15 protein-coding genes are annotated in these 19870 nt (G+C 52.8%); 9 read left to right on the top strand and 6 right to left on the bottom strand.

Annotated features, from left to right (window positions below; translation table 11 throughout):
• Positions 1–433: 433 nt before the first annotated feature.
• The 3 genes from BEQ56_12340 (at position 434) to BEQ56_12330 (ending at position 3101) form a co-directional block, all read left to right on the top strand.
• Entirely contained in the window at positions 434–868 is a 435-nt protein-coding gene (locus BEQ56_12340) for a hypothetical protein (GenBank protein AOH44189.1), read from the top strand.
• A gap of 326 nt (positions 869–1194) precedes the next feature.
• A complete protein-coding gene (locus tag BEQ56_12335) occupies positions 1195–2289 on the top strand; it encodes a hypothetical protein (protein AOH44188.1) in 1095 nt (364 codons plus the stop codon).
• 137 nt (positions 2290–2426) lie between these two features.
• Positions 2427–3101: a TIGR00266 family protein gene (locus tag BEQ56_12330; protein AOH44187.1), complete on the top strand. Its 675-nt coding sequence runs from the start codon at positions 2427–2429 to the stop codon at positions 3099–3101.
• A 127-nt stretch (positions 3102–3228) separates the two neighbouring features.
• Here BEQ56_12330 and BEQ56_12325 read toward each other — a convergent pair whose 3' ends face one another.
• Positions 3229–3915, bottom strand: a complete 687-nt coding sequence (locus BEQ56_12325; protein ID AOH44186.1) for a hypothetical protein — start codon at positions 3913–3915, stop codon at positions 3229–3231.
• Positions 3916–4137: 222 nt separating this feature from the next.
• Complete coding sequence (locus BEQ56_12320; protein ID AOH44185.1) at positions 4138–6561, bottom strand: hypothetical protein; 2424 nt, start codon at positions 6559–6561, stop codon at positions 4138–4140.
• A 335-nt stretch (positions 6562–6896) separates the two neighbouring features.
• On the opposite strand from BEQ56_12320, the gene BEQ56_12315 reads away from it, so the two are divergent.
• From BEQ56_12315 to BEQ56_12290, 6 genes are all read left to right on the top strand, one after another.
• The gene (locus BEQ56_12315) at positions 6897–7874 is read left to right on the top strand and encodes a hypothetical protein (GenBank protein AOH44184.1); all 978 of its coding nucleotides are present in this window, start codon (positions 6897–6899) and stop codon (positions 7872–7874) included.
• A 33-nt stretch (positions 7875–7907) separates the two neighbouring features.
• Positions 7908–9389, top strand: coding sequence for a hypothetical protein (locus BEQ56_12310; GenBank protein AOH44183.1), 1482 nt, complete (start codon positions 7908–7910; stop codon positions 9387–9389).
• A 115-nt stretch (positions 9390–9504) separates the two neighbouring features.
• Complete coding sequence (locus BEQ56_12305) at positions 9505–10440, top strand: hypothetical protein (GenBank protein AOH44182.1); 936 nt, start codon at positions 9505–9507, stop codon at positions 10438–10440.
• Positions 10437–11297 (top strand): hypothetical protein, encoded by an 861-nt coding sequence (locus tag BEQ56_12300; GenBank protein AOH44181.1) that lies wholly within the window; start codon positions 10437–10439, stop codon positions 11295–11297. The genes BEQ56_12305 and BEQ56_12300 overlap by 4 nt, the downstream gene beginning before the upstream one ends.
• An 11-nt stretch (positions 11298–11308) precedes the next feature.
• Positions 11309–12424, top strand: coding sequence for a hypothetical protein (locus BEQ56_12295; GenBank protein AOH44180.1), 1116 nt, complete (start codon positions 11309–11311; stop codon positions 12422–12424).
• 2 nt (positions 12425–12426) lie between these two features.
• Positions 12427–13533 carry a hypothetical protein gene (locus BEQ56_12290; GenBank protein ID AOH44179.1) on the top strand — a complete coding sequence of 369 codons (1107 nt, stop codon included), beginning with the start codon at positions 12427–12429 and terminating at the stop codon, positions 13531–13533.
• A 447-nt stretch (positions 13534–13980) separates the two neighbouring features.
• Here the strand turns inward: BEQ56_12290 and BEQ56_12285 are convergent, their stop codons facing one another.
• From BEQ56_12285 to BEQ56_12270, 4 genes are read right to left on the bottom strand one after another with little or no spacing between them, the layout of a single operon-like run.
• Positions 13981–15447, bottom strand: a complete 1467-nt coding sequence (locus tag BEQ56_12285; protein ID AOH44178.1) for a pyridoxal-5-phosphate-dependent protein subunit beta — start codon at positions 15445–15447, stop codon at positions 13981–13983.
• Between the two features lie 28 nt (positions 15448–15475).
• Positions 15476–16456 (bottom strand): glycosyltransferase, encoded by a 981-nt coding sequence (locus BEQ56_12280; protein ID AOH44177.1) that lies wholly within the window; start codon positions 16454–16456, stop codon positions 15476–15478.
• A gap of 41 nt (positions 16457–16497) precedes the next feature.
• Positions 16498–17757, bottom strand: coding sequence for a threonine synthase (locus tag BEQ56_12275; protein AOH44176.1), 1260 nt, complete (start codon positions 17755–17757; stop codon positions 16498–16500).
• Positions 17758–17782: 25 nt separating this feature from the next.
• A complete protein-coding gene (locus BEQ56_12270) occupies positions 17783–19867 on the bottom strand; it encodes a hypothetical protein (GenBank protein ID AOH44175.1) in 2085 nt (694 codons plus the stop codon).
• Positions 19868–19870: the final 3 nt, after the last annotated feature.

Genomic DNA, 19870 nt, shown 5'->3' with positions numbered 1-19870 from the left:
TGGATTTTCTCGGAAATACGAGGAGAATGTCTGCATGAGGACAGATCGCGCAAATTTATTCGCGTATTCATTTTTTTTGAAATTTGTTGTATAATATAGATTGCGCGTAGGAGTAAGCTGATTGTCCGATGAGTTGAACGGTCTTTTCCCGGCGAAGACGCTGGGATCCGGGTAGATAAATCAGGCAAGGGACGTTAAAATCGTTAGAGTCAGCTTTGTTTTGTCGGTTTCAGGGAACATAATTCACAGGATGACCCGTGAAATCGGAAACATTGGCATAGCATTTGCATAATAGTGGATAGGGAAAAAAAGGAATTTGCTGCCCGGATGTTTTTTGGGAGATCGGATCCGATCCGGAAAAGCGTTCGGGAAGCAGGTCCCTATTGGAAAAGGATTTTCCGCGGACGGCAGGGAGATCCTGAATTAAGGAAGGATGAAAAATATGAACAGAGCATTTCGAAAAAGTATTGTTTTAGCGTCGTTGATGACCGTATTGCTGTTGATGATAGCGGTCCCTTCGTTCGCCCAGTCGACTTCGTCGCGCTTCGAAAGACCGCGCACGAAATATTTAGGCGACGTTCGGGCGACGATGAAGCGAATCCAGGAGCTTCCCGGGATTATGGATAACCTGCTTTGCGAGAATGATCCGGATGGGTACATTGTTGAGCGGCAGCGGTTAGCGACGGAAATCGAGAATTTGAAATGGCTGTTGGTTCAGATGGATATCAAAAACACGCTCGATTTACAGAGTATTCAGGGCGCGGTGAATTTTTACGCAAGCTGCGGCGAGGGGAAATTCGCGACAGGGATCGCCGATCGCGAGGCGAATAAGCTGAGAAGAATTCTCATCCGCTACGGGCTTCAATAGTTCCGCCGTTATCGCCGCCGGTCCTGCCGCTTGTCCGTCCGGGAAAAGCCTTGGATCGGCGTGCCGTTGCATGAGGCGGAATCTGACGACGCGAGCGTCTCAGAACAGTTCTGTGATCATAATATTCTGGTCAGCGTGTCGAGCGTCCCTCACTTGCCAGAAGGTCTGTTTCTATGCGCTGCGCGCTGGGACAGGCGGGAGCTTAATGCGCTGACTTTGGGTTGTTTTATTCGGAAGCCGGTGATTTTCCCCGGCTTCTACGTTATCTATCCCCTGTTTGAGCGTCGTATGGCGAGGGCGGGGACGAGCGGTGGAAATGGGAAAACATGCGGCGGCTGCATAAAAAGGGTTACCGGCTTTTGAGTTATCCTGGAATCGCGCTGATTTTCGGACTGGCGTTTCTCTTCAGCGTCCGATCCGTCGGCGCCGGACGCGAGGTTACGTTCAGGGTCGGTCCGGATGGCGATTACGCGGCGATCAGCGCGGCGTTGGAAGCGATTCCGGACGACGCTTCTTCGGTCCGGATCCGGATTGCGCCGTCGCTATTGCCGGCGGAACGCGACGCGGAGCTGTCGGTTCCGGACGCGCCGTCGTTGGAGCGCGTGACGTTCGAGGCAGACCTCGAAGTAGGCGCGGCGCGGCGGGTCCGCGTTTTATCCGTCTGGCGGATTTTCGCGAACGGGGTTGCGCTGACGATCGGACCGGGACTCGAATTTCCGAACGCGTCGGTTTTCGGCGGGTCGCTGGCCGCGGATCGCAGCCTGGCGACGGTCCTGACGACGGAGCTGACGATCGCGGGGATGGTTTCGAACGTTTATGGCGGCGGGCTCGCGCTCGCTGGCGGAGTTTCGATCGTCCGCGGCGCTTCGTCGGTGAAGCTGGCGGCTGGCGGCGAGGTCATCTGGCAGCTCTGCGGCGGAGGCGCGGCGGAAGGAACGAACGCGTACGCGACGATCGGCGACACGGACGTCAGCGTTTCCGGACGTGCGGCGTACGCTTTCGCCGGGGGCGCGGCGCGGGGCGGTGGACGGTCCGAGGTCGTCGGCGTTTCGCGGATCGCGCTCGAAGCGGAAGGCGCGTCCTCGGTCGCGCTGTTCGGCGGCGGGTTGGCAGAAGGCGACGCATCGGCGTATCGAACGGAGGACAGCGTGGTTTCTGTGGCTGGGACGGCAGCCTGGGTTTTTGGAGGCGATTACGCGTTCGGACGGGGCGCGGCGAAATTGAGCGGAACGGCGTCGGTTACGATCCTGCCCGGCGCGTCGGTTGCGGAGCTGTACGCCGGATCGTTCGCGACCGACGAAGGAAGCGTCGCGGAGATCGCCTCTGCGAAGATCGCTGGTTCGGAGCGTGCGGAGCGATACCGACCTGGGAGCGTCTCGTCGAAAGGCGGGTTCGCGGAGGACCCCGAGATCGGCGGTTGAGGAATGACCGGGAAAAGGCTGGCGCCGGTATTTGCTTCGTTCCGAATTTGGGTCGATTGGCGGAAATAATGATATATTAAAAGAGACGGATCGTTGTCCGTTGCGCATATAGCGACACGAAAGAAGAGGATTTTACGATGGAATATAAAATTGAGGGAACGCCCTTACCTGCTGTAATCTGCAATTTGCGAAATGGCGAACAGGTTGTATCGGAATCGGGAGCGATGTCCTGGATGACGCCGAATATCAACATGGAAACGTCTTCGCGCGGGGGGATCGGAAAAGTCTTTTCACGCGCTTTTTCCGGAGAATCGCTGTTCCTGAACGTCTTTACGGCGCAGGGCGACGGCATGATCGCGTTCGCTTCGTCGATGCCCGGGATGATCGTTCCGTTTGAGGTTGCGCCGGGGCATGAGATTATCGTTCAGAAGTCGGGCTTTCTGGCGGCGACCGCGGGCGTCGAATTATCGATCGCGCTTCAGAAGAAGTTGGGTTCCGGTTTCTTCGGCGGCGAAGGCTTTATCATGCAGAAATTATCGGGTCAGGGAACGGCGTTCGTTGAAATCGACGGTCACTGTAAGGTTTACGACCTGAAGCCGGGCGAGACGCTCGTCGTTTCAACGGGCTTCGTCGCGGCGATGGACGCGACCTGTACGATGGACGTTAAGATGGTTTCCGGGCTGAAAAACATGTTCTTCGGCGGCGAAGGGATGTTCAATACGTACGTGACGGGCCCGGGACGGGTGTATATTCAGACGATGCCGATTATCGAGCTGGCGCGCCGTATCGGGACGTACGTCGTAAAGAGTTAAGCCTTTTCGATTTTGTGTTTCTATTTTGAGCAATTATCATTAAAAATTAAGTTCCCCTTCGGAAACCGGAGGGGAACTTTAATACCGTTCTTTTTTTTAAGGATCGGCGACCGCGTTTTCCGTTGAATTATTCGTATGCGTCCGTGTCGGGGCGATGGTGAAGCGTGAAGCTGCTGCGGTTGAATTCAAGGACGCCTTCGCTCTGAAGTTTACTGATCACCGCGGAGAGCGCGGTCCGATCGACGCAGAGATAATCGGCGAGTTCCTGACGGCTGAACGGGATGACGAAGCTATTGGAATGATTCGCTTTGGCGACCGCGGATAAATAGCTCAGGACTTTTTGACGCGTCGAGCGCTTTGAGACATGCTCGATTTTCTGGATGAGCCCCAGGTTTTTCTTTGCGATGATCCGGATCAGGTTGCGGATGAGCGCGTAATGATAAGCGCAGTTCTGCCCGCAGGTCGTCAGGATCGCGCGATAGTCGATCAGCATGAGCCGGCTCTCCTCGGTCGCGATGACGCTGAGCGGGAGCTCGTCGAGCTCGGCGGCGGCGAACGCCTCGCCGAAAAGTTCGTTCGGGCCGACGTTGGCGATAATATTCCGCGTCCCGAAATAATCCTCTTTCAGGATCTGTAAATTTCCGCTCAGGACGATCCCGACCCGGTCGGCGGGGTCGCCTTCGAGGAGGACGAATTGATTCTTCGCGTATCCCCGTGTCCGCGCGTTCAGGCAGATGAACAGGGTGGCCAGCTCATGGCGGGCGATGCCCGTGAAGAGCGGGTTATGCTGAAAGGCGAGATCGCTGCGATTCATGGGCTGCCTCCTTTTCGTTCGCCGGATTCTCCCGAGTCGGAGTTGGATTTCCAACAAAATTATACCACAGCCGCGATAGGGGGCGAAGGATGGACATGAATGCTATTATCAATAAAAATGGTTGATTCTGAACCGCTATGCTTATTTTGATATGTCGGTAATTGAAAAATTTAAATATAAAAAATGAATAATTCGACTGTCAGCGCAACACGCCCTCACAAATCAATTTAGTTTCGTTGAAACATTTTGCTTCCTGAATGCTGTTGGCGTAACATCACAATATTTCTTAAATGATCTGATATAGGTCTGCACGTTTGCGAAACCACAGGAGATTGAGATATCCATGATCTTCTGGTTGGTGGTAAGCAGAAGCTCTTTGGATGTATCAATGCGGAGGCCCGTAAGGTAATCCATAAAAGTTTTTCCTGTGTATTCTTTAAAAATTTTGCAGAAATATGGGACGCTCATGTAAACCGCTTTTGAAAGTTGGTTGAGAGAAATATCTTCCTGAAAATGCTGGTCGATATAGCTGACGACCTGTTCCATCAAGTCGGCATTCTTGTTCTTTCTTTTTTCTTCTACTTGGCTGCAGGCATTACTGAGCGTTTCGAGAAAGACATCCTGTAACTGTTCTTTATCTTCAGAGGAGAATAGATTCGCACTATCGGTGATCTGACTTGCTTCCGAGAGAGGGAAGCCCATTTCCTGCATCAGGGAGGAAATACGATGCAGGAGCAGAAGACAGTATTGCTGGCAATCAGCAAATGCGATACTGGAGTTCTCCAGACAGGCAAGGGCTTTCTGGAAAGCCTTGCTGCTCAGGTCGAAGTCGCCGATGCGAATGGCTGGAAGCAGTTCTCGCTCAATGATAGTTTTATACGTGCTGGAGAGTGTGAAGGACTTGTTATCCTGGAAAAGCGAAATCGTAGAATAACTGATGATTTCGTTTCCTCCGAGGGATGAGGCGTAATCCGCAGCGGAACGTGCGTTCTGCGCGGAAATATAGATTTCATCGATTGAATCAACGCTCGATCCGATACCAAGCGAGAGCGTGTAAGGAATGATTGCTGAGTTATCGACAGCGCTCTGAACATTCTGGCAGAATCTAAGTAATTTATCAGGTTCCTCTACTTCATAGTTCAGAATGACACCGAGATGAAAATCATCAATATCCACTGTGTACCCTCCCATTGAGGGATCGAGGCACTCCTTAATCATAGGGAATAACTGAATTTTGACCAGTTCGTATTCGTCGTTCGTCAGTGTGCGCGCCTGTTGCAGAATATCCATGTTAATATATATTACATTGATTAGACGGTAAGGGAACTCAATATCCATATACCTGAGGCGCTGAAAGGTATCCTCAGTTCCTGTGAATTGCCCTTCGAGTAAGAGGGAAAGCGTTCGGTGACGGATTAGTGTCCGGTTGTTTTCCCACATGGAGTGCAATTGTTTGTTGTCCTGAATGATGTTTCTGAGTTTCTGCTCGACACTGTTTTCAACGCTTTGGCTATTTCCATCAGAAGAAAGGCTTTCTTCAATGGTCTTATATAGTTTTGAGATCGGCTGAAGCGACTGGCGATAAAGAAAGAAAACGAAGAGGCAGGAAACAAGCAGCAGTGCAGCTGAAATCAGAATGATACGCCGTAAAAGCGTTTGGGTTGGAGAAAGAATACGATTGAGCGGCATCTCGACGACGAGCGTTGTTTCTGTCTGATCTGAATCTGTAAAAAGGATCAATGTCTGCGCATCAGCGTTTTTGATGATCAGATGTCCATTTCCTTTATATTCCTGAATTCGTTTAACCAGATCCGGATCAGCCTTCCGATAGAGAAAGCTTCTGTCAGAGGAAATCGTGATCATGCCATTTTTACTGATGCCGAAAGCCTGGTAAACATAATCATCATCGCCTGGGAGCAGTTTGGCTACTTCCTCTTCATATATGTTAACAACGACCACCCCTCCGCGCGAGCGCAGCGATTCTGACAACGGGACGAGCAGCGTAATCACATCGCCATCGTCAACACCATAACGCTGCAGCGCCCGCTCGACATTTGTAAAAGTGGAGCTGTATGGTTTGCGGCAGTTCAACCAGGTAATAGCCGTCGTATGTGTCCGGTAATAGTCATACCAGGCGGTGTCATAGAATAAATTGAATGAGGTGACGCCCATACCTGATGAGGTTACGATCACATCTCCCTGGTTGAAGTAAATATATGCTGAATGGACGTAACGATGTGAGTTTTTGAAGTTGACCAGCGAATCAGAGAGCATTTGCAGCCGATGATAGTCCGTGACAATGCTGTCATTTGAGCGGTTGATCATACGCATGGTATCCAATGAGATTTGGACCGCCATGTTTTCGATCTGAGAATAGGTTTCTGATACCAGTATGTCTGTTTTTTCAAGAATTTCTTCGTTTGCTGAGATGAGCTGAGGAACAAGCGTATTCTGATAGACAGAATAGAAGGCAATCGCACTGAGGATCACCAGAACAAACACAAGCAGGGCAACGGTGATCACTGAATACCAGACGCCTTTCCGTTCCTTGCTGATACCGAAGCGATTTATTCTCTTTTTATTTCCCTTTTTTATATTATTCTTCAGTCCAAAAGATCCATTGAATCTTTCATCATGTTTCATCATATGTGCTGCCTTCATTTCCTATGATTTCTATTGATCACGCGCCTTCACAAACGCAGGAATTCCTGATAAGCATGTTAATTTCTCAACAAATTATAAGGGAAGCGGCCCTGAGTTTTCAGCCGGAGGATAAGAATTCCGAAAGAAGCGAATTTCTGATGAAATGTTAAAAAATTAACCTGAGGTGAACTGTAGAAAGCTGGAATATCGGATGAAAAACTGATAATTTACAGGAATTCTTTTGCATTGTAAAAATAGGGAGATGGTAAAAAACCGGGCTGAGAAAAGCCAGCTTTTCAAAAAAAAGACCGGGAAAAATAAACAAAGGAGAAAACAAGATGTGTAAGAAGAAAGTTATTATCGATTCGGACTATGGCACTTATTACGATGATGCCTTCGCTTTGCTGTATGCTGTACAGAATGACGACCTTGACATTCTTGCAGTGAACTCTTCATACGGCGATACGGCAATTCGTGCAAGGATCGCCAAGAAGCTCCTGCGCGTTGCCGGACGTGAAGAGATCAAAGTAAACGCAGGCATTCCAGGTTCCATGAGCGGCGGCGCTTATATGTTCGGTTTTGAAGGTCAGAACATTCTTACAGAAGAAGACTGGAAAGACCCCACACTGGCGCCGGACAGCTACAATGCTGATGATGCGATCATTGAGCTGGTTAAAAAGTACCCGCATGAAGTTACCATTATTACAACCGGCACCGTCACCAATATCGCTGCGGCTTTGATCAAGGAGCCGAAAGTCGCTGAGCTTGCAAAAGAGCTAATCATGATGGCCGGTGTGGTCGTCCCGATCGTAGATGAAAAGGGCGTTTCCCGATCCCCGGTCGAAGAATACAACCTGAATAATGATACGTTCGCAGCCCAGGTCGTTTGGAAATCCGGTATAAATATGACTATGGTTCCGATCGACGTTACCCTTAAGGTGCCGCTTGCGCCGGAACAGATCGAACGAATTAAGAACACCGACACTCCGATTGCCCGCCAGGTTCGCGATATCATCGCCGTATGGCCGGAACAGGAATACATTATCTACACGAGCGTTGGAATCCCGACTGAATTCACAGGTTTATGGCTGCATGATCCCCTGACGATCGGCGTTGCCAGAGATCGCTCTTTCATTAAGGAAGCACGCCTGCATGTGGATGTCGAGTTTGCACCGACTGTCATTCTTCGTGACATGATCATACGCAACGACATTCTACGAACGATCCCGAAGAAGGCGGCTCCGAACATGAGCGTGGCTATTGGTGTGGATAACAAGCGTTTTACTGAAGATTTCACGAACGCTATTTGTAAATAGACAGGCCAATCCATTCTTGGAAGGAAAGAAAAGATGAAAAAGTCTTTATCGTTGCTTCTCGTTGCTGTGATGCTGTATGGCGTGGTGGTTGCCAGCGTTTTTGCAGCTGATGAGAAAGTTGTTATCAATGTCGGCGTTGGCAGTTTCGCCGCCACAACTGTTTATTCCGCAAAAGAGCAGTTCGAAGCTTCGAACCCGAACGTTGAAATCAACGTGATCGAGATCCCGTTTGGCTCTCTTTACGAGAAGCTCTGCACTTCTTTTGCGACGAACACCGATGCATATGATATCGTGATTTACCCCTCCAACTGGCTCTCTGAGTTCATTCAGGGTGGGTCAGTCCTGGCGATCGATGATTATCTTGGCCTGAAAGATAACTGGGATACATTGATCAAAGCCTACTATGATATGCAGAAATTTGATGGTAAAACCTATGCGATCCCGCTGGATGGCGACTCCATTCTTCTTTATTATCGTAAAGACGCTTTCGAAAACGAAGAGTATAAAGCCAGGTTCAAGGAACAGTACGGTTATGAGCTCGAAGTCCCGAAGACCTGGACTGAATACATGGACGCTGCTGAATTCTTCAATGGATGGGACTGGGATGGTGATGGCGAAGTTGACTATGGCACAATCGAAGCCATGGCCCCGAAGGACGTCAACCCCTATATTTTCCTGACTCACGCTGTAACCTATGCCGCACATCCGAATTACCCTGGCTATACCTTCTTTAATCCTGAAACCATGCAGCCGATGGTCAATGATCCCGCCTACCAGCGCGCGCTGGAAGAATACAAACGCATTCTGAAATTAGGTCCTCCGAACATGATCAACTATGGCGGTGGTGATGAACGTGCGGCTTTCCCGGCTGGCGAATCCGCGCTTGCAATTGACTGGCATGATACCGCGCTTGCTACTCAGAACCCTGATAGCTCCAAGGTGAAGGAACTGGTTGGCTATGCTCTGGCTCCCGGAAGCTATGAATGCTGGAACCCGGAAACTGAACAGTGGGATACCTTTGACGAAGTTCAGTACGCTCCTTATCTGGCTTTCAGCGGCTGGACATCATCAGTGACCTCCACCTGCAAGAACCCGCAGGTCGCAGTTGACTTCCTCAGCGTGATGGACAACGACGAGAACTCATTGGCAGCTGTTACTACCGATGGTACAGCCCGCAACCCATATCGACTGCAGCACCTGACCGATGCTTCAGTTTGGGAGAATTCTCCGATCCATTATTACAACGCGCAGGAATTCATCGATACTGTTCTGAAATCCTACACGCACCCGAACGTACAGCTTGATATGCGTCTGCCAAAGGCGGGTTCCTATCTGGATGCGTTGGACCTCGGAGTTTCTCAAGCTCTTTCGGGTGATCTGGACGTCGAAAGCGCGCTGAATTATGTCGCAGAATCCTGGGAAGAAATTACCGATGAAGAAGGCCGCGACACGCAGAGAGAATTCTATCAGAACACTTACAAGAACGTGACAACCGGTACCGGTGTCAGCAAGTAATTTTGCAGCTTCGATCTATAATCTTGATTTATGAAAGAACGGCTGCCACGAGAGAAATTCTGGGCAGCCGTTCTGATTACCCCTCATTTATAACTGGAAATTTGGAAGACCTGACATGATTAAGAAAAAACAACCAGATTCTATTAAACATATACTGGTCGCGCCAGCGCTGTTTATGTTTGTGGCCATTACGATATTTCCCCTGATTTTTAACGTGATCATGAGCTTATGCAACTGGAAATTAGGTGGCTCTATTCGCTTTCTGGGATTGAGCAATTACATTTGGGCATTCAAGAACAACGTTTTCTGGAAGACAATGGGGAATACTGTTCTTGTGACTCTCATTTCTGTCACCGTTGAATATCTTCTGGCTTTACTCCTTGCCTATAACATCAATAAGCTGATATTCGGCAAGAAGATAATCCGCGTTCTGATGTTGCTGCCCATGCTGATGGCTCCTGTTGTGATCGGCTTTATGTGGAAACAATTATTTAACGAGTTGTATGGCCCATTGAACTATTTTCTCCGATTGTTGGGGGTTGAAGGAGTTCCGTGGATTTCAAAGCGTGGATACTCCATGACATCTATCATCCTGGTAGACGTCTGGGAATGGACGCCTTTTATTATTCTGATCCTACTTGCCGGTTTGCAATCGATACCCAAAGAGCCGATTGAGTCAGCGCGCGTGGACGGCGCCAGTGAATGGCAGATCTTCAAAGACATCATCTTCAAGATGCTGATGCCGTCATCGATCGTTGCGATCACACTGCGATCCATTGAGACTTTCAAGATTTTTGACACGATTTATATTACAACTGCCGGTGGACCTGGCGTCTCCAGTATGTCGTCTTCAATGTATGCTTATCAGGTCGGGCTGCGGAACTTCTCGCTTGGGAAATCTGCCGCTCTCTGCGTGATCATGCTGATCTTTTTGATGCTCGTTTCGCAGATCGTGCAGAAGGTTCAGGCGAACAGGAAGAAAAAACAAATGGAAATCATCATTCCGGTTGACGTAGATTTTTCTCAGTATGAAGAGGAGGATCTGGCATGAACAACAATACGAAAAAAGGCGGATTTACACAGGTATTGCGTGCGGCACTGATCCTGATATGGATCGTTTGCGTGACGTTCCCTATCTACTGGACGCTGGTAACCTCATTCAAACGACAGGTGGATATTTATGGCGGGCCCTTTTTCTTCCCCGGAATAGATTTCACACCGACAATCTCTGCCTGGGATTACCTGCTGAACGGCAACAGCATTTTCACAATGAACCTGCAGAACAGCATCATCATCAGCCTGGCCAGTTCTTTTCTGGCACTGGTGATTGGCGCAATGGCGGCGTATGCCCTGACACGCTATCAGTATAACTACCTCGGGCAGAACAGTGACGGTCTGGCGTTCACGATTCTTTCCCAGAGAATGATGCCGCCGATTGTTGCAGTAATTGCGCTGTATATCATGTTTAGCAAGCTGAGCCTGCTGGATTCCCATGTAGGAATGATCATCGTATACACCTGGATGAATCTGCCAATCACTGTTTACCTGCTGAAAGACTTCTTTGCCGGCATCCCGATTGAACTTGAGCATGCGGCGGCGGTGGATGGCTATTCAAAGTTTGATCAATTGCGAAAAATCGTCATCCCGTTGGCTGCGCCTGGACTGGCGGCCTGTTTCACATTGGCATTCAACTTTGCGTGGAATGAGTTCCTCTTCTCATTGATTATGACGTTTCAGAAAGCACAGACAATTCCGGTCCTGATCTCCAGCCTCAATGCACAGGAAAAACCGGAATGGGCAATGATCTCAGCACTGGGGATCATCGCGATCATTCCCCCTACCATTATCGCAATTGTTATGGATAAATATCTGGTTCAGGGTTTGTCCTTTGGCAGTGCGAGTAAATAGAGGAGAACAATATGGCAGAGATTCTATTGAAAGATGCTGTAAAAACATTCAATAACGGCAAGCTAACGGCTGTCAATCATTTCTCCCTGGAATGCCACGATCACGAGTTCATCGCGATTCTTGGTCCGTCGGGAGCAGGGAAAACGACCACGTTGAACCTGATCGCCGGTATTGAGCGGCTTGAAAATGGACAAATTTGCATTGGTGGGAAGGATGTTACCGATCTTCCTCCTCAGTCCAGAAATGTTTCGATGGTGTTTGAAGGTTATGCCCTGTATCCGCATCTGACTGTACGCGAGAACCTTGCTTTCCCGTTGAAAGCGCCCGTGCGCGCTGAAAAGCTCACAAAGGAACAGGTCAACAACAAGGTCGAGGAATGGGCAAAGACCATTGGCATGCTCGATCTGCTGGATCGAAAACCAAGCCAGCTTTCAGGCGGCCAGCGTCAGCGTGTTTCCCTGGCAAGGGCACTGGTCCGCTCTCCAGCGCCGAATGTGATTCTGATGGATGAACCTATCGCGCATCTGGATGCAAAACTCAGAAACAGTATGCGTGCAGAGCTGAAACGCCTGCAGAAAGACCTTGGAGCAACAATTATTTATGTGACGCATGATTACACAGAAGCCATGGCAATGGCAGACCGCATCTATGTGATCAATAACGGCTGTTTGCAGCAGGAGGGTGTCCCGAGGGAGATATATAACAACCCTGTCGATGAATTTGTGGCCTCGACAGTTGGCGAACCTCCAATGAATTTCATTCCCGGCAGACTTGAACACAGCGCTGATGGATCGATCTTCTGCTTCAGGGAAGAGAAACTCAAGCTACCCAGGATCGAAAGCGAGACAGTACAGGTCGACCTTGGCATACGGCCGTCAGAAATCACGGTCACGCACGAGAAGCTGGCTGAATCCTGTCTCAAAGGCGAGATTCAGGAGATCCTTCCAACTGGCGCAAAGCAAATTATGGAAATTAATATTCAGGGGAAAATGATCCTCGTGAAGGTGGACCGCGATCTCTCATATGCAAAGGGAAACTTCGTTTTTCTGACGCCTGCAATCGAGAAAACATGTTTATTTGACTCGGACAGTAAAAAACGTCTGAACTGGATTGATGGGGGAAAATAGCCATGGCAGATATGGAATTTCGTAATGTTTGGAAAATCTATGACAAGAAGGTCAATGCGGTGCAGGATCTGACATTTGGATGCAAGGATCGAGAGTTCTTTGCAATTCTTGGCCCATCAGGTTGCGGGAAAACTTCATCATTGCGTATGTTGGCAGGGTTGGAAGATATCTCCAGGGGGGATATTCTGATCAACGGACAAAGAGTGAATAACCTGTCTTCCCGTGAACGAAATGTCGCCATGTCATTTGAGAATTATGGTTTGTACCCAACCTTTAACATCTATGACAACATTGCTTATCCACTGAGAATTCTGAAACTTGATCAGGATACGATCAATAAAAAAGTGATGGATATTGCCAGAAAGCTACGCCTGATAGATGTTCTGAATTTCAAACCTGCGGCCTTATCCAGCGGACAGAAACAGCGTGTCTCGATTGCACGGGCTCTGGTGCGAAACCCGGATGTAACCATTATGGACGAACCGCTTTCACACCTGGATGCGAAAATGCGGAGCCATATGCGGAGCGTTATCAAGCGACTCCATAATTCCCTTGGGCTGACGACTGTCTACGTGACACATGATCAGATTGAAGCGATGACCATGGCGGATAAGATCCTGATCATGAATTACGGCCGCGAACAGCAAATTGGGACCCCGGACGAGGTGTACAGCGAACCGGCAAATGTATTCGTCGCAGGGTTCATTGGCACTCCACAAATGAACCTCTTCGATTGCGAAATTGACAGCGATGGCTGCACAGTGAAGCATGGCCAGGTTTTTGCTGTCACAGCGGAGCAATATCGCGGGCAGATCGTTGCCGGACAGAAGGTAGTTCTGGGAATCCGTCCCAATAATCTGAATATCTCTCATCAACCATTTCCTGGCAGTATCTCCGGAACTGTTTACGTGGTGGAGGGATTGGGAGAAACAACCATTATCAGTATACGCTCAGGGGACCTGTTATTAAAAGCTGATGTGGATGGTCTGGTCAGCGATTGGACTTACGATGCTCCGATTCATTATTCGATCGATACCGGGAAAATGCATCTGTTTGACGCCGGGTCCGGGATGAGAATCAAGCCGATAAAAGGTCAGAGCGATACATGATTGAGGAGCCCAGCAATCTTTTCCCTCGTAAAAGGATCTCAGAATTTAGAATCTGAGTTTCCCATTTTCTGTAAGAATGGGAAACTCAGGTATGAAGAGCGTGATCGATGACCTCAACGGATGACTGCAGCAGCGATTCCGGATGTGTATCTGGAAGCAGTGGAAACTGCCGAGGACGCGCAAGTGGAAGCTTGGCTTGCCCGAATGGGTAGCCTGTGAAGGAGCATACAGCCGGAAAGGCTATTGGAGAATGGCAAGTGGGGTATACTTCACCGCGCACTCACGAAAGAAAGACTGATACGCCGGGGGGCTATGACCTAACCAAAGCGTATCAGTCAGTGTACGTCAACTATTGAAACCGCCATGTACCGAACGGTACGCACGGTGGTGTGAGAGGAGGGGGGCTAATCACCCCCTCCTATTCGATCGTCAGCCCGTTCGACCCAATCAGATCAGGCCGACTTCGGCGTTGAACTCGCGGATCAGGCGGTCGATCTCTTCGCGCTGAGCGGCGACTTCGGACCAGTACGAACGGTCGTACCACTGGGCGTTGAGCTCCTCAGAGGTGCGGCCTTGCTGTTCGACCCACGTGTAATACTTCAGGTTGTGGATGCGCTTGCGGTCGGCGTAGGTAAGCTCGATCATGTTATTCGTCGTCTCGCCCATCAGGTAGCGCCCGAAGTCAAAGGCAGCGTCGTCGCGCGTAAACGGCCCGAATTCTTCCGTGTATTCGGCCAGGCGCGTCCCGTAGAGGTCGAGCGAGTCGGTGAAGAGGGTCATGACGACGTCGTCGCCGGTCAGCTCGTTGTATTTCGCGAACTTGATCGCCGAGAGAAGATTGGCGATTCCGGACAGGCCCATCAGGCTCAGCTGGCTGACGATTTCCGCCGGGACGCCCTTGTCGGCGAGATATTTCCTGCCTTCCGGCTCGTTGAAGAGGCGGAGAAGATGAACCGTTGCGTTGTCGTCAATCGACGTGACGAAATCGGTGTTGCGGACGTTATGGACCCAGGGAACGTGCTTATCGCCGATGCCTTCGATTCGATGCGCGCCGAAGCCGTTAATCAGGAGCGTGGGGCATTGGAGCGCTTCGGAAGCGATGACCTTGACGTCAGGGTACAGCGTTTTCAGAAAGTCGCCGCAGGCGATCGTTCCGCCCGAACCCGTATTCGACGCCATCCCGGCAAAGCGGGTATTCGGTCCGGCGAGCTTGCGGAAGACTTCTTCCATGGCGCTGCCGGTGACGTTGTAGTGCCAGAGGTAATTCCCGAGTTCGTCGAACTGATTGAAGATCATCAGCTCCTGACCCGATCGGCGCAGCTCCCAGCACTTGTCGAAGATTTCTTTGACGTTGGATTCGGTTCCGGGCGTAGCGATAATTTCGTCGGCGACTTTTTCGAGCCAGGCGAAGCGTTCGCGGCTCATGCCTTCGGGGAGAATTGCGACCGACTTGCAGGCGAGCAGCGCGGAGTCATAAGCGCCGCCGCGGCAGTAGTTCCCGGTCGAAGGCCAGACGGCCTTTTCGGTCGTTGGGTCGAATTGGCCGGTGACGAGGCGGGGAACGAGGCAGGAGAAGGCGGCCCCGACTTTATGCGCCCCGGTGGGGAACCATTTCCCGACGAGCGCGACGATCCGCGCGTCGACGCCGGTCAGCGACGACGGAAGTTCAATATAGTTGACGCCGCCGAAACCGCCGCCTTTTTCGGTCGGTTCGTTTTTCCAGGTAATCCGGAAAAGGTTATTCGGGTCGATATCCCAGAGACCGATCGATTTCAGGTTCTGCCTGATTTTTTCCGGAACGCGTTCCGGATGCATCTGCTGATCATAGGTCGGGATAATAATTTTTCGTTCGCGGGCGCGGTCAATCGCGTGCTTACGACGTTCGGGGTGAATAGATAAATCGATACGAGCCATTTTTTATTAAACCATCCTTTTAAAGAATTTACGGACGGCGTCCCGGCTCTTTCGGAGCCGGCGGGACGCCATTTTCGTCATAAGTTGAAGCGGTAATTTCCCGGGTAACGTAGAGCGGCCGAGACTTGACCTCATCGTAAATCCGGCCGAGGTACTCCCCGATAATTCCCAGACAGATCAGCTGGACCCCGCCGAGGAAGAGCGTCGAGATCAGCGTCGTCGCCTGACCGATGAGCTCCGAGCCGCGCCAGCGGAGGATAACGACGATCGGGATCAGGATAATCGAAAGCGCCGCGACGACGAATCCGAAGAAGGTCGCGGCCTGGAGCGGAACGTAGGAAAATCCGGTGATCGCGTTCCAGGCGAGCCTGATCATCTTTTTGAACGGGTATTTGGACGCGCCGGCGTAGCGTCGGGCGCGGTGGTAACGGACGCCAACCTGCTTATAGCCGATCCAGGAGGACATCCCCCGCAGGAAGCGGTGCTTTTCGCGCATGCTGCACATGACGTCGACGACCTTTCGATCCAGGAGGCGGAAGTCGCCGGTGTCGAGCGGGATATTGACGTCGGTAATCCGGTAGATCATCCGGTAAAAAAGCGAAGCGGAAGCCTTCTTGAACCAGGTTTCGCCGTCCCGTTCGCCGCGAACGGCGTAGACGACTTCGTACCCTTCCCGCCATTTCGCGATCAGCTCCAGAATCGTTTCCGGCGGATCCTGAAGATCGGCGTCGATAACGACGACGGCGTCGCCGAGCGCGTAGTCCATCCCGGCTGTGACGGCTATTTGATGGCCGAAGTTGCGCGCGAAGAAGATCGAACGGAAGCGCGGGTCGCGGGCGCTGATCTCACGCATTTTCGCGCTCGATCCGTCTTCCGATCCGTCGTCGATCAGGATCGCTTCCCAGGGCTCGCCGGTCTGGTCCATGACGTCGGTGATGCGCTCGATCAGGACCGGGAGCACTTCGATTTCATTATAGATCGGTACGACGACGCTGAACGTGGGTTTCATGAGCTTTCCTCCTTTCGGTCATATCCCGGTTTTATTTTCGTTTACGCGTTTTTCCGTTCCCTGAGGAGCTTTTCGAGGGCGTCGAGAGTTGGGGCGATCGAGATCGCTTCGCCGGTCGCGGCGACCGCCGAGCGGATATCCTTCATTCCCGAACCGGTATTGACGACGACGGCCTGATCGTTCGGGCCGATCCATCCGCGCCGCGCCGCCTCGCGCAGCCCGACATACGCGGTCGCGCCGGCGGGCTCGGCGAAAACGCCGTATTTCCCTGCCTCGCTGATCCCCTCGTAGATTGTCTCGTCCGGAACGGCGATATACGCGCCGCCGCTTTCGGTCGCCGCGCGCAGGGCGCGGACGCCGTCCCGCGGCAGGTCGACGGAGATCGAATCCGCGAAGGTCGTCGCGCGGACCGGAACGATCGTTTCGTTCCCGGCCGCCCAGGCGTTATAAACCGCGGCCGATTTTTCCGACTGGACGCCGAAAATCCGCGGGCAGCGGTCGATCCAGCCCAGTTCGACAAGGTCCTTGAAGCCTTTATGGATCCCGGAGATGATATTTCCGTCGCCGACAGAGACGAAAACGGCTAAGCGGTCCGGGGAGACGTTCTTCCCGACGATGAGCTGTTCCCAGATTTCGTAAGCGGCGGTTTTCTTGCCTTCGGCCGTGAAGGCGTTATACCCCGTGTTCCTGCAGTACCATCCGTATTTCTCTGCGGCCAGGACCGAGAGATCGAACGCGGCGTCATAGTTGCCGTTGACGAGGATGACGTCCGAGTTGAAAACGAGGAGCTGGGCTATTTTCGCCGGCGGCGCGGATTTCGGAGCGAAAATGACCGCTTTCCAGCCGGCCGCCGCCGCCATTCCCGCGAGCGCCGCGCCGGCGTTCCCGGTCGAAGCGGTTACGATCGTTTTCGCGCCGATTTCTTTCGCCCGCGCGATCAGGATCGCGCTGGCGCGGTCCTTGAACGAGGCGGTCGGGTTCCGGCCCTCGTCCTTGACGAAGAGCGCGCCCAGTCGGAGCTTTTTTTCGAGCTCCGCGAAGCGGTAAACCGGCGTCCAGCCGGCGCTATGCAGCGGGGTATCCTGAAAGCCGGGATCCTGAACCGGGAGGAGGGGCTCGTATCGCCAGAGCGACCGTTCCGCCGAGGCGAAGATCGTTTCAGGTTTGACCGTCGCGCGAATCTTTTCAATATCGAGACGGACGGTCAGGTTGCCCTGATCTTCCGGGCAGGTATATCCCGTGAAACTGGCCGGGTATTCTTTTCTGCAAAGGGAACATCGGTATCCGAGAAATTTACTCATAGTCCGGTTTTATTTCCTTTTTTTTCTAAAAATCGTGTGTTGATTGAACTTCGCTTCCGCCGCTCTCCACGGCGCAGCCGATCGCGGCGGCGACGGATTCCCGCGTTCCAGGAGCTTCGCCGCTGTAGACCGATCGCGCCAGCTGGCCGCAAAGGAAAGCACGGTTCCCGTCATGCGTCAGGACGAATTCGGCCGCCCGGCGCGCCTGCGTCTCGTTCCCGAGCGCGGCGAAGGCCAGGACGGCCGGGATATAGTCGAACGGATCGCCGGGACGCAGCTCCGGATCGTTTTCGAGCTGGGCGGCGAGGCGGCGCGCGTCTTCGAGGTCGTCCGCCTGCTCTGCGCGGCGGAGGCGCTGAAACGCGTAGCAATAGCTCCGCGCGGGCTCCGGTCCGATCGCCGCCGGCGGAAGGGCGGGCGCGGACGCGTTCAGCATGATCCGCTCGTTTGACGAGAGCGGAACGAGGGCGGCTAAATCGGGATCCAGTCCCGGAAATTCGCGTTCCCGCTCGGTCAGCGTCCAAAGGCAGCTGCCGGTTTTATACGTCAGCGCTAAAACCTGATCGGTCGCGCCGAGGAACGTATGCGAACGGTAGGTATGCTCGATGGGGCTGCCCGGCGAAGACGACGCGAAAAAATCGTCATATCGCAGGTGAAGATCAAAGTATTTATAGGCGTAAGCGGTCCCGCGGAGCTCGGGCGCGTACTGCCAGTTGACGATTGGGGTCAGGTCGTTGTCGCTGGTCCGATCCAGCGGAATATTCGCCGAAACGATCGTCGTTCCCGGCTGGAGCGCGGGCGCGCGCCAGGCGAGCTGCCAGAAGTAGTCGTTGAGCTTGACGGATTCGTCGTGATAAATAAACGCGTTCACGGTATGCGCTCCGATCGACAGCGCGCAGACCGCGGCAAGGGCCAGCGGCGCGGCGGCCGGACGGAACGCCGCCCGGATCGATCCGGCGATCAGCAGCGCCGCGCCGAACGAAAACGGGAGCGTCGACCGATCCCAGGGAAATCCGGTCTCGATCGGGAGGAGCGTCGTCCAAAACGGGATCCCGGCGGCGATCAGCGCCGCAATCCCGATCAGGATCATCGCCAGCCCGCCGTCGGTTTTTCGCGTCCTGCCGTTCTCCGGGTCGCTTTCCACCGTCGACGCGAAAAGAAGCGTCAGGAGGCCCGCGGCGAGGAGGAGGACCAAGTAAAAGACCCAGCGCCGGGACGGCGCCGCCGGTCGTTTAAACGCGGTCCGGTAGCTCTCGACCGTCACGACGGCCAGATCGGCGAAGATCCGCGCAGCTAACGTTTTTACGCCGGAAAGCGGGCTTTCGCTGAACTCGATCAGCAGCTTCGGCCGGTACGTTTGGAACGAGAAGATAAAAACGCGCCAATACAGGAACGCCGCCGTTGCCAGCAGGTACGGCCCCCAGAGGCGAAGGAGCGTACGCCCGCGCTTCGGGAAGGACTGAAAATCGGGACCTGACGACAGGCAGACCCAGATCAGGAGCGGGCGGACGAATTCCCAGCCGGTAAAGTATTCGCAGGAAAACAGTCCGAACGCCGCCAGCGCGGCGGAAAACGCCGTGAGCGCGATCGTCCGGCTGCGCGAGACGCGGTTTTCGCCGCTGGACGCGTCGTTGAGGACCGTCATCATCAGCCACATCGAGATCAGGCTGAAATCCATCGATGCGAAATGCAGGATGAACTGAACGGCAACGGGCTGCTGCTTGAAGCCAGGATACAGCGCGAAGATCAGCGCGGCGCCCTGAATCGCGCGAACGGCGGTCGGGAATACGATTCGGAGCGTCCAATAGAAGAAAAGCGCGGCGATGATGCGTTGGAGAAGGATCAGGAGATGATACGGGAGGACGGCATCGCCGAAGACCGCCCCGGTCAGCGAGTAAATCCAGGCTGAATACGGCCGGTCCCAGCGAACGAAATCGGCAAAGCTTCCCGGTCCCGCGAGCCGGTTATTATAAACGTAAATCCAGTCGTCTCCATAGAACCCGAACCAACCGAGCAGGACCGGAATCCCGTACGTCAGCGCCGTGACGATCACGAGCGCCGCCGGGAACGTCAGCCCAACGCGCTTTTCTTTTAACGCTTTCAACGCCACAGG

It is taken from the genome of Anaerolineaceae bacterium oral taxon 439 (assembly GCA_001717545.1).
Lineage (GTDB): Bacteria > Chloroflexota > Anaerolineae > Anaerolineales > Anaerolineaceae > Flexilinea.
The sequence above is the reverse complement of the archived record's forward strand: the minus strand, read 5'-3'. Positions and strand labels throughout refer to the sequence as shown.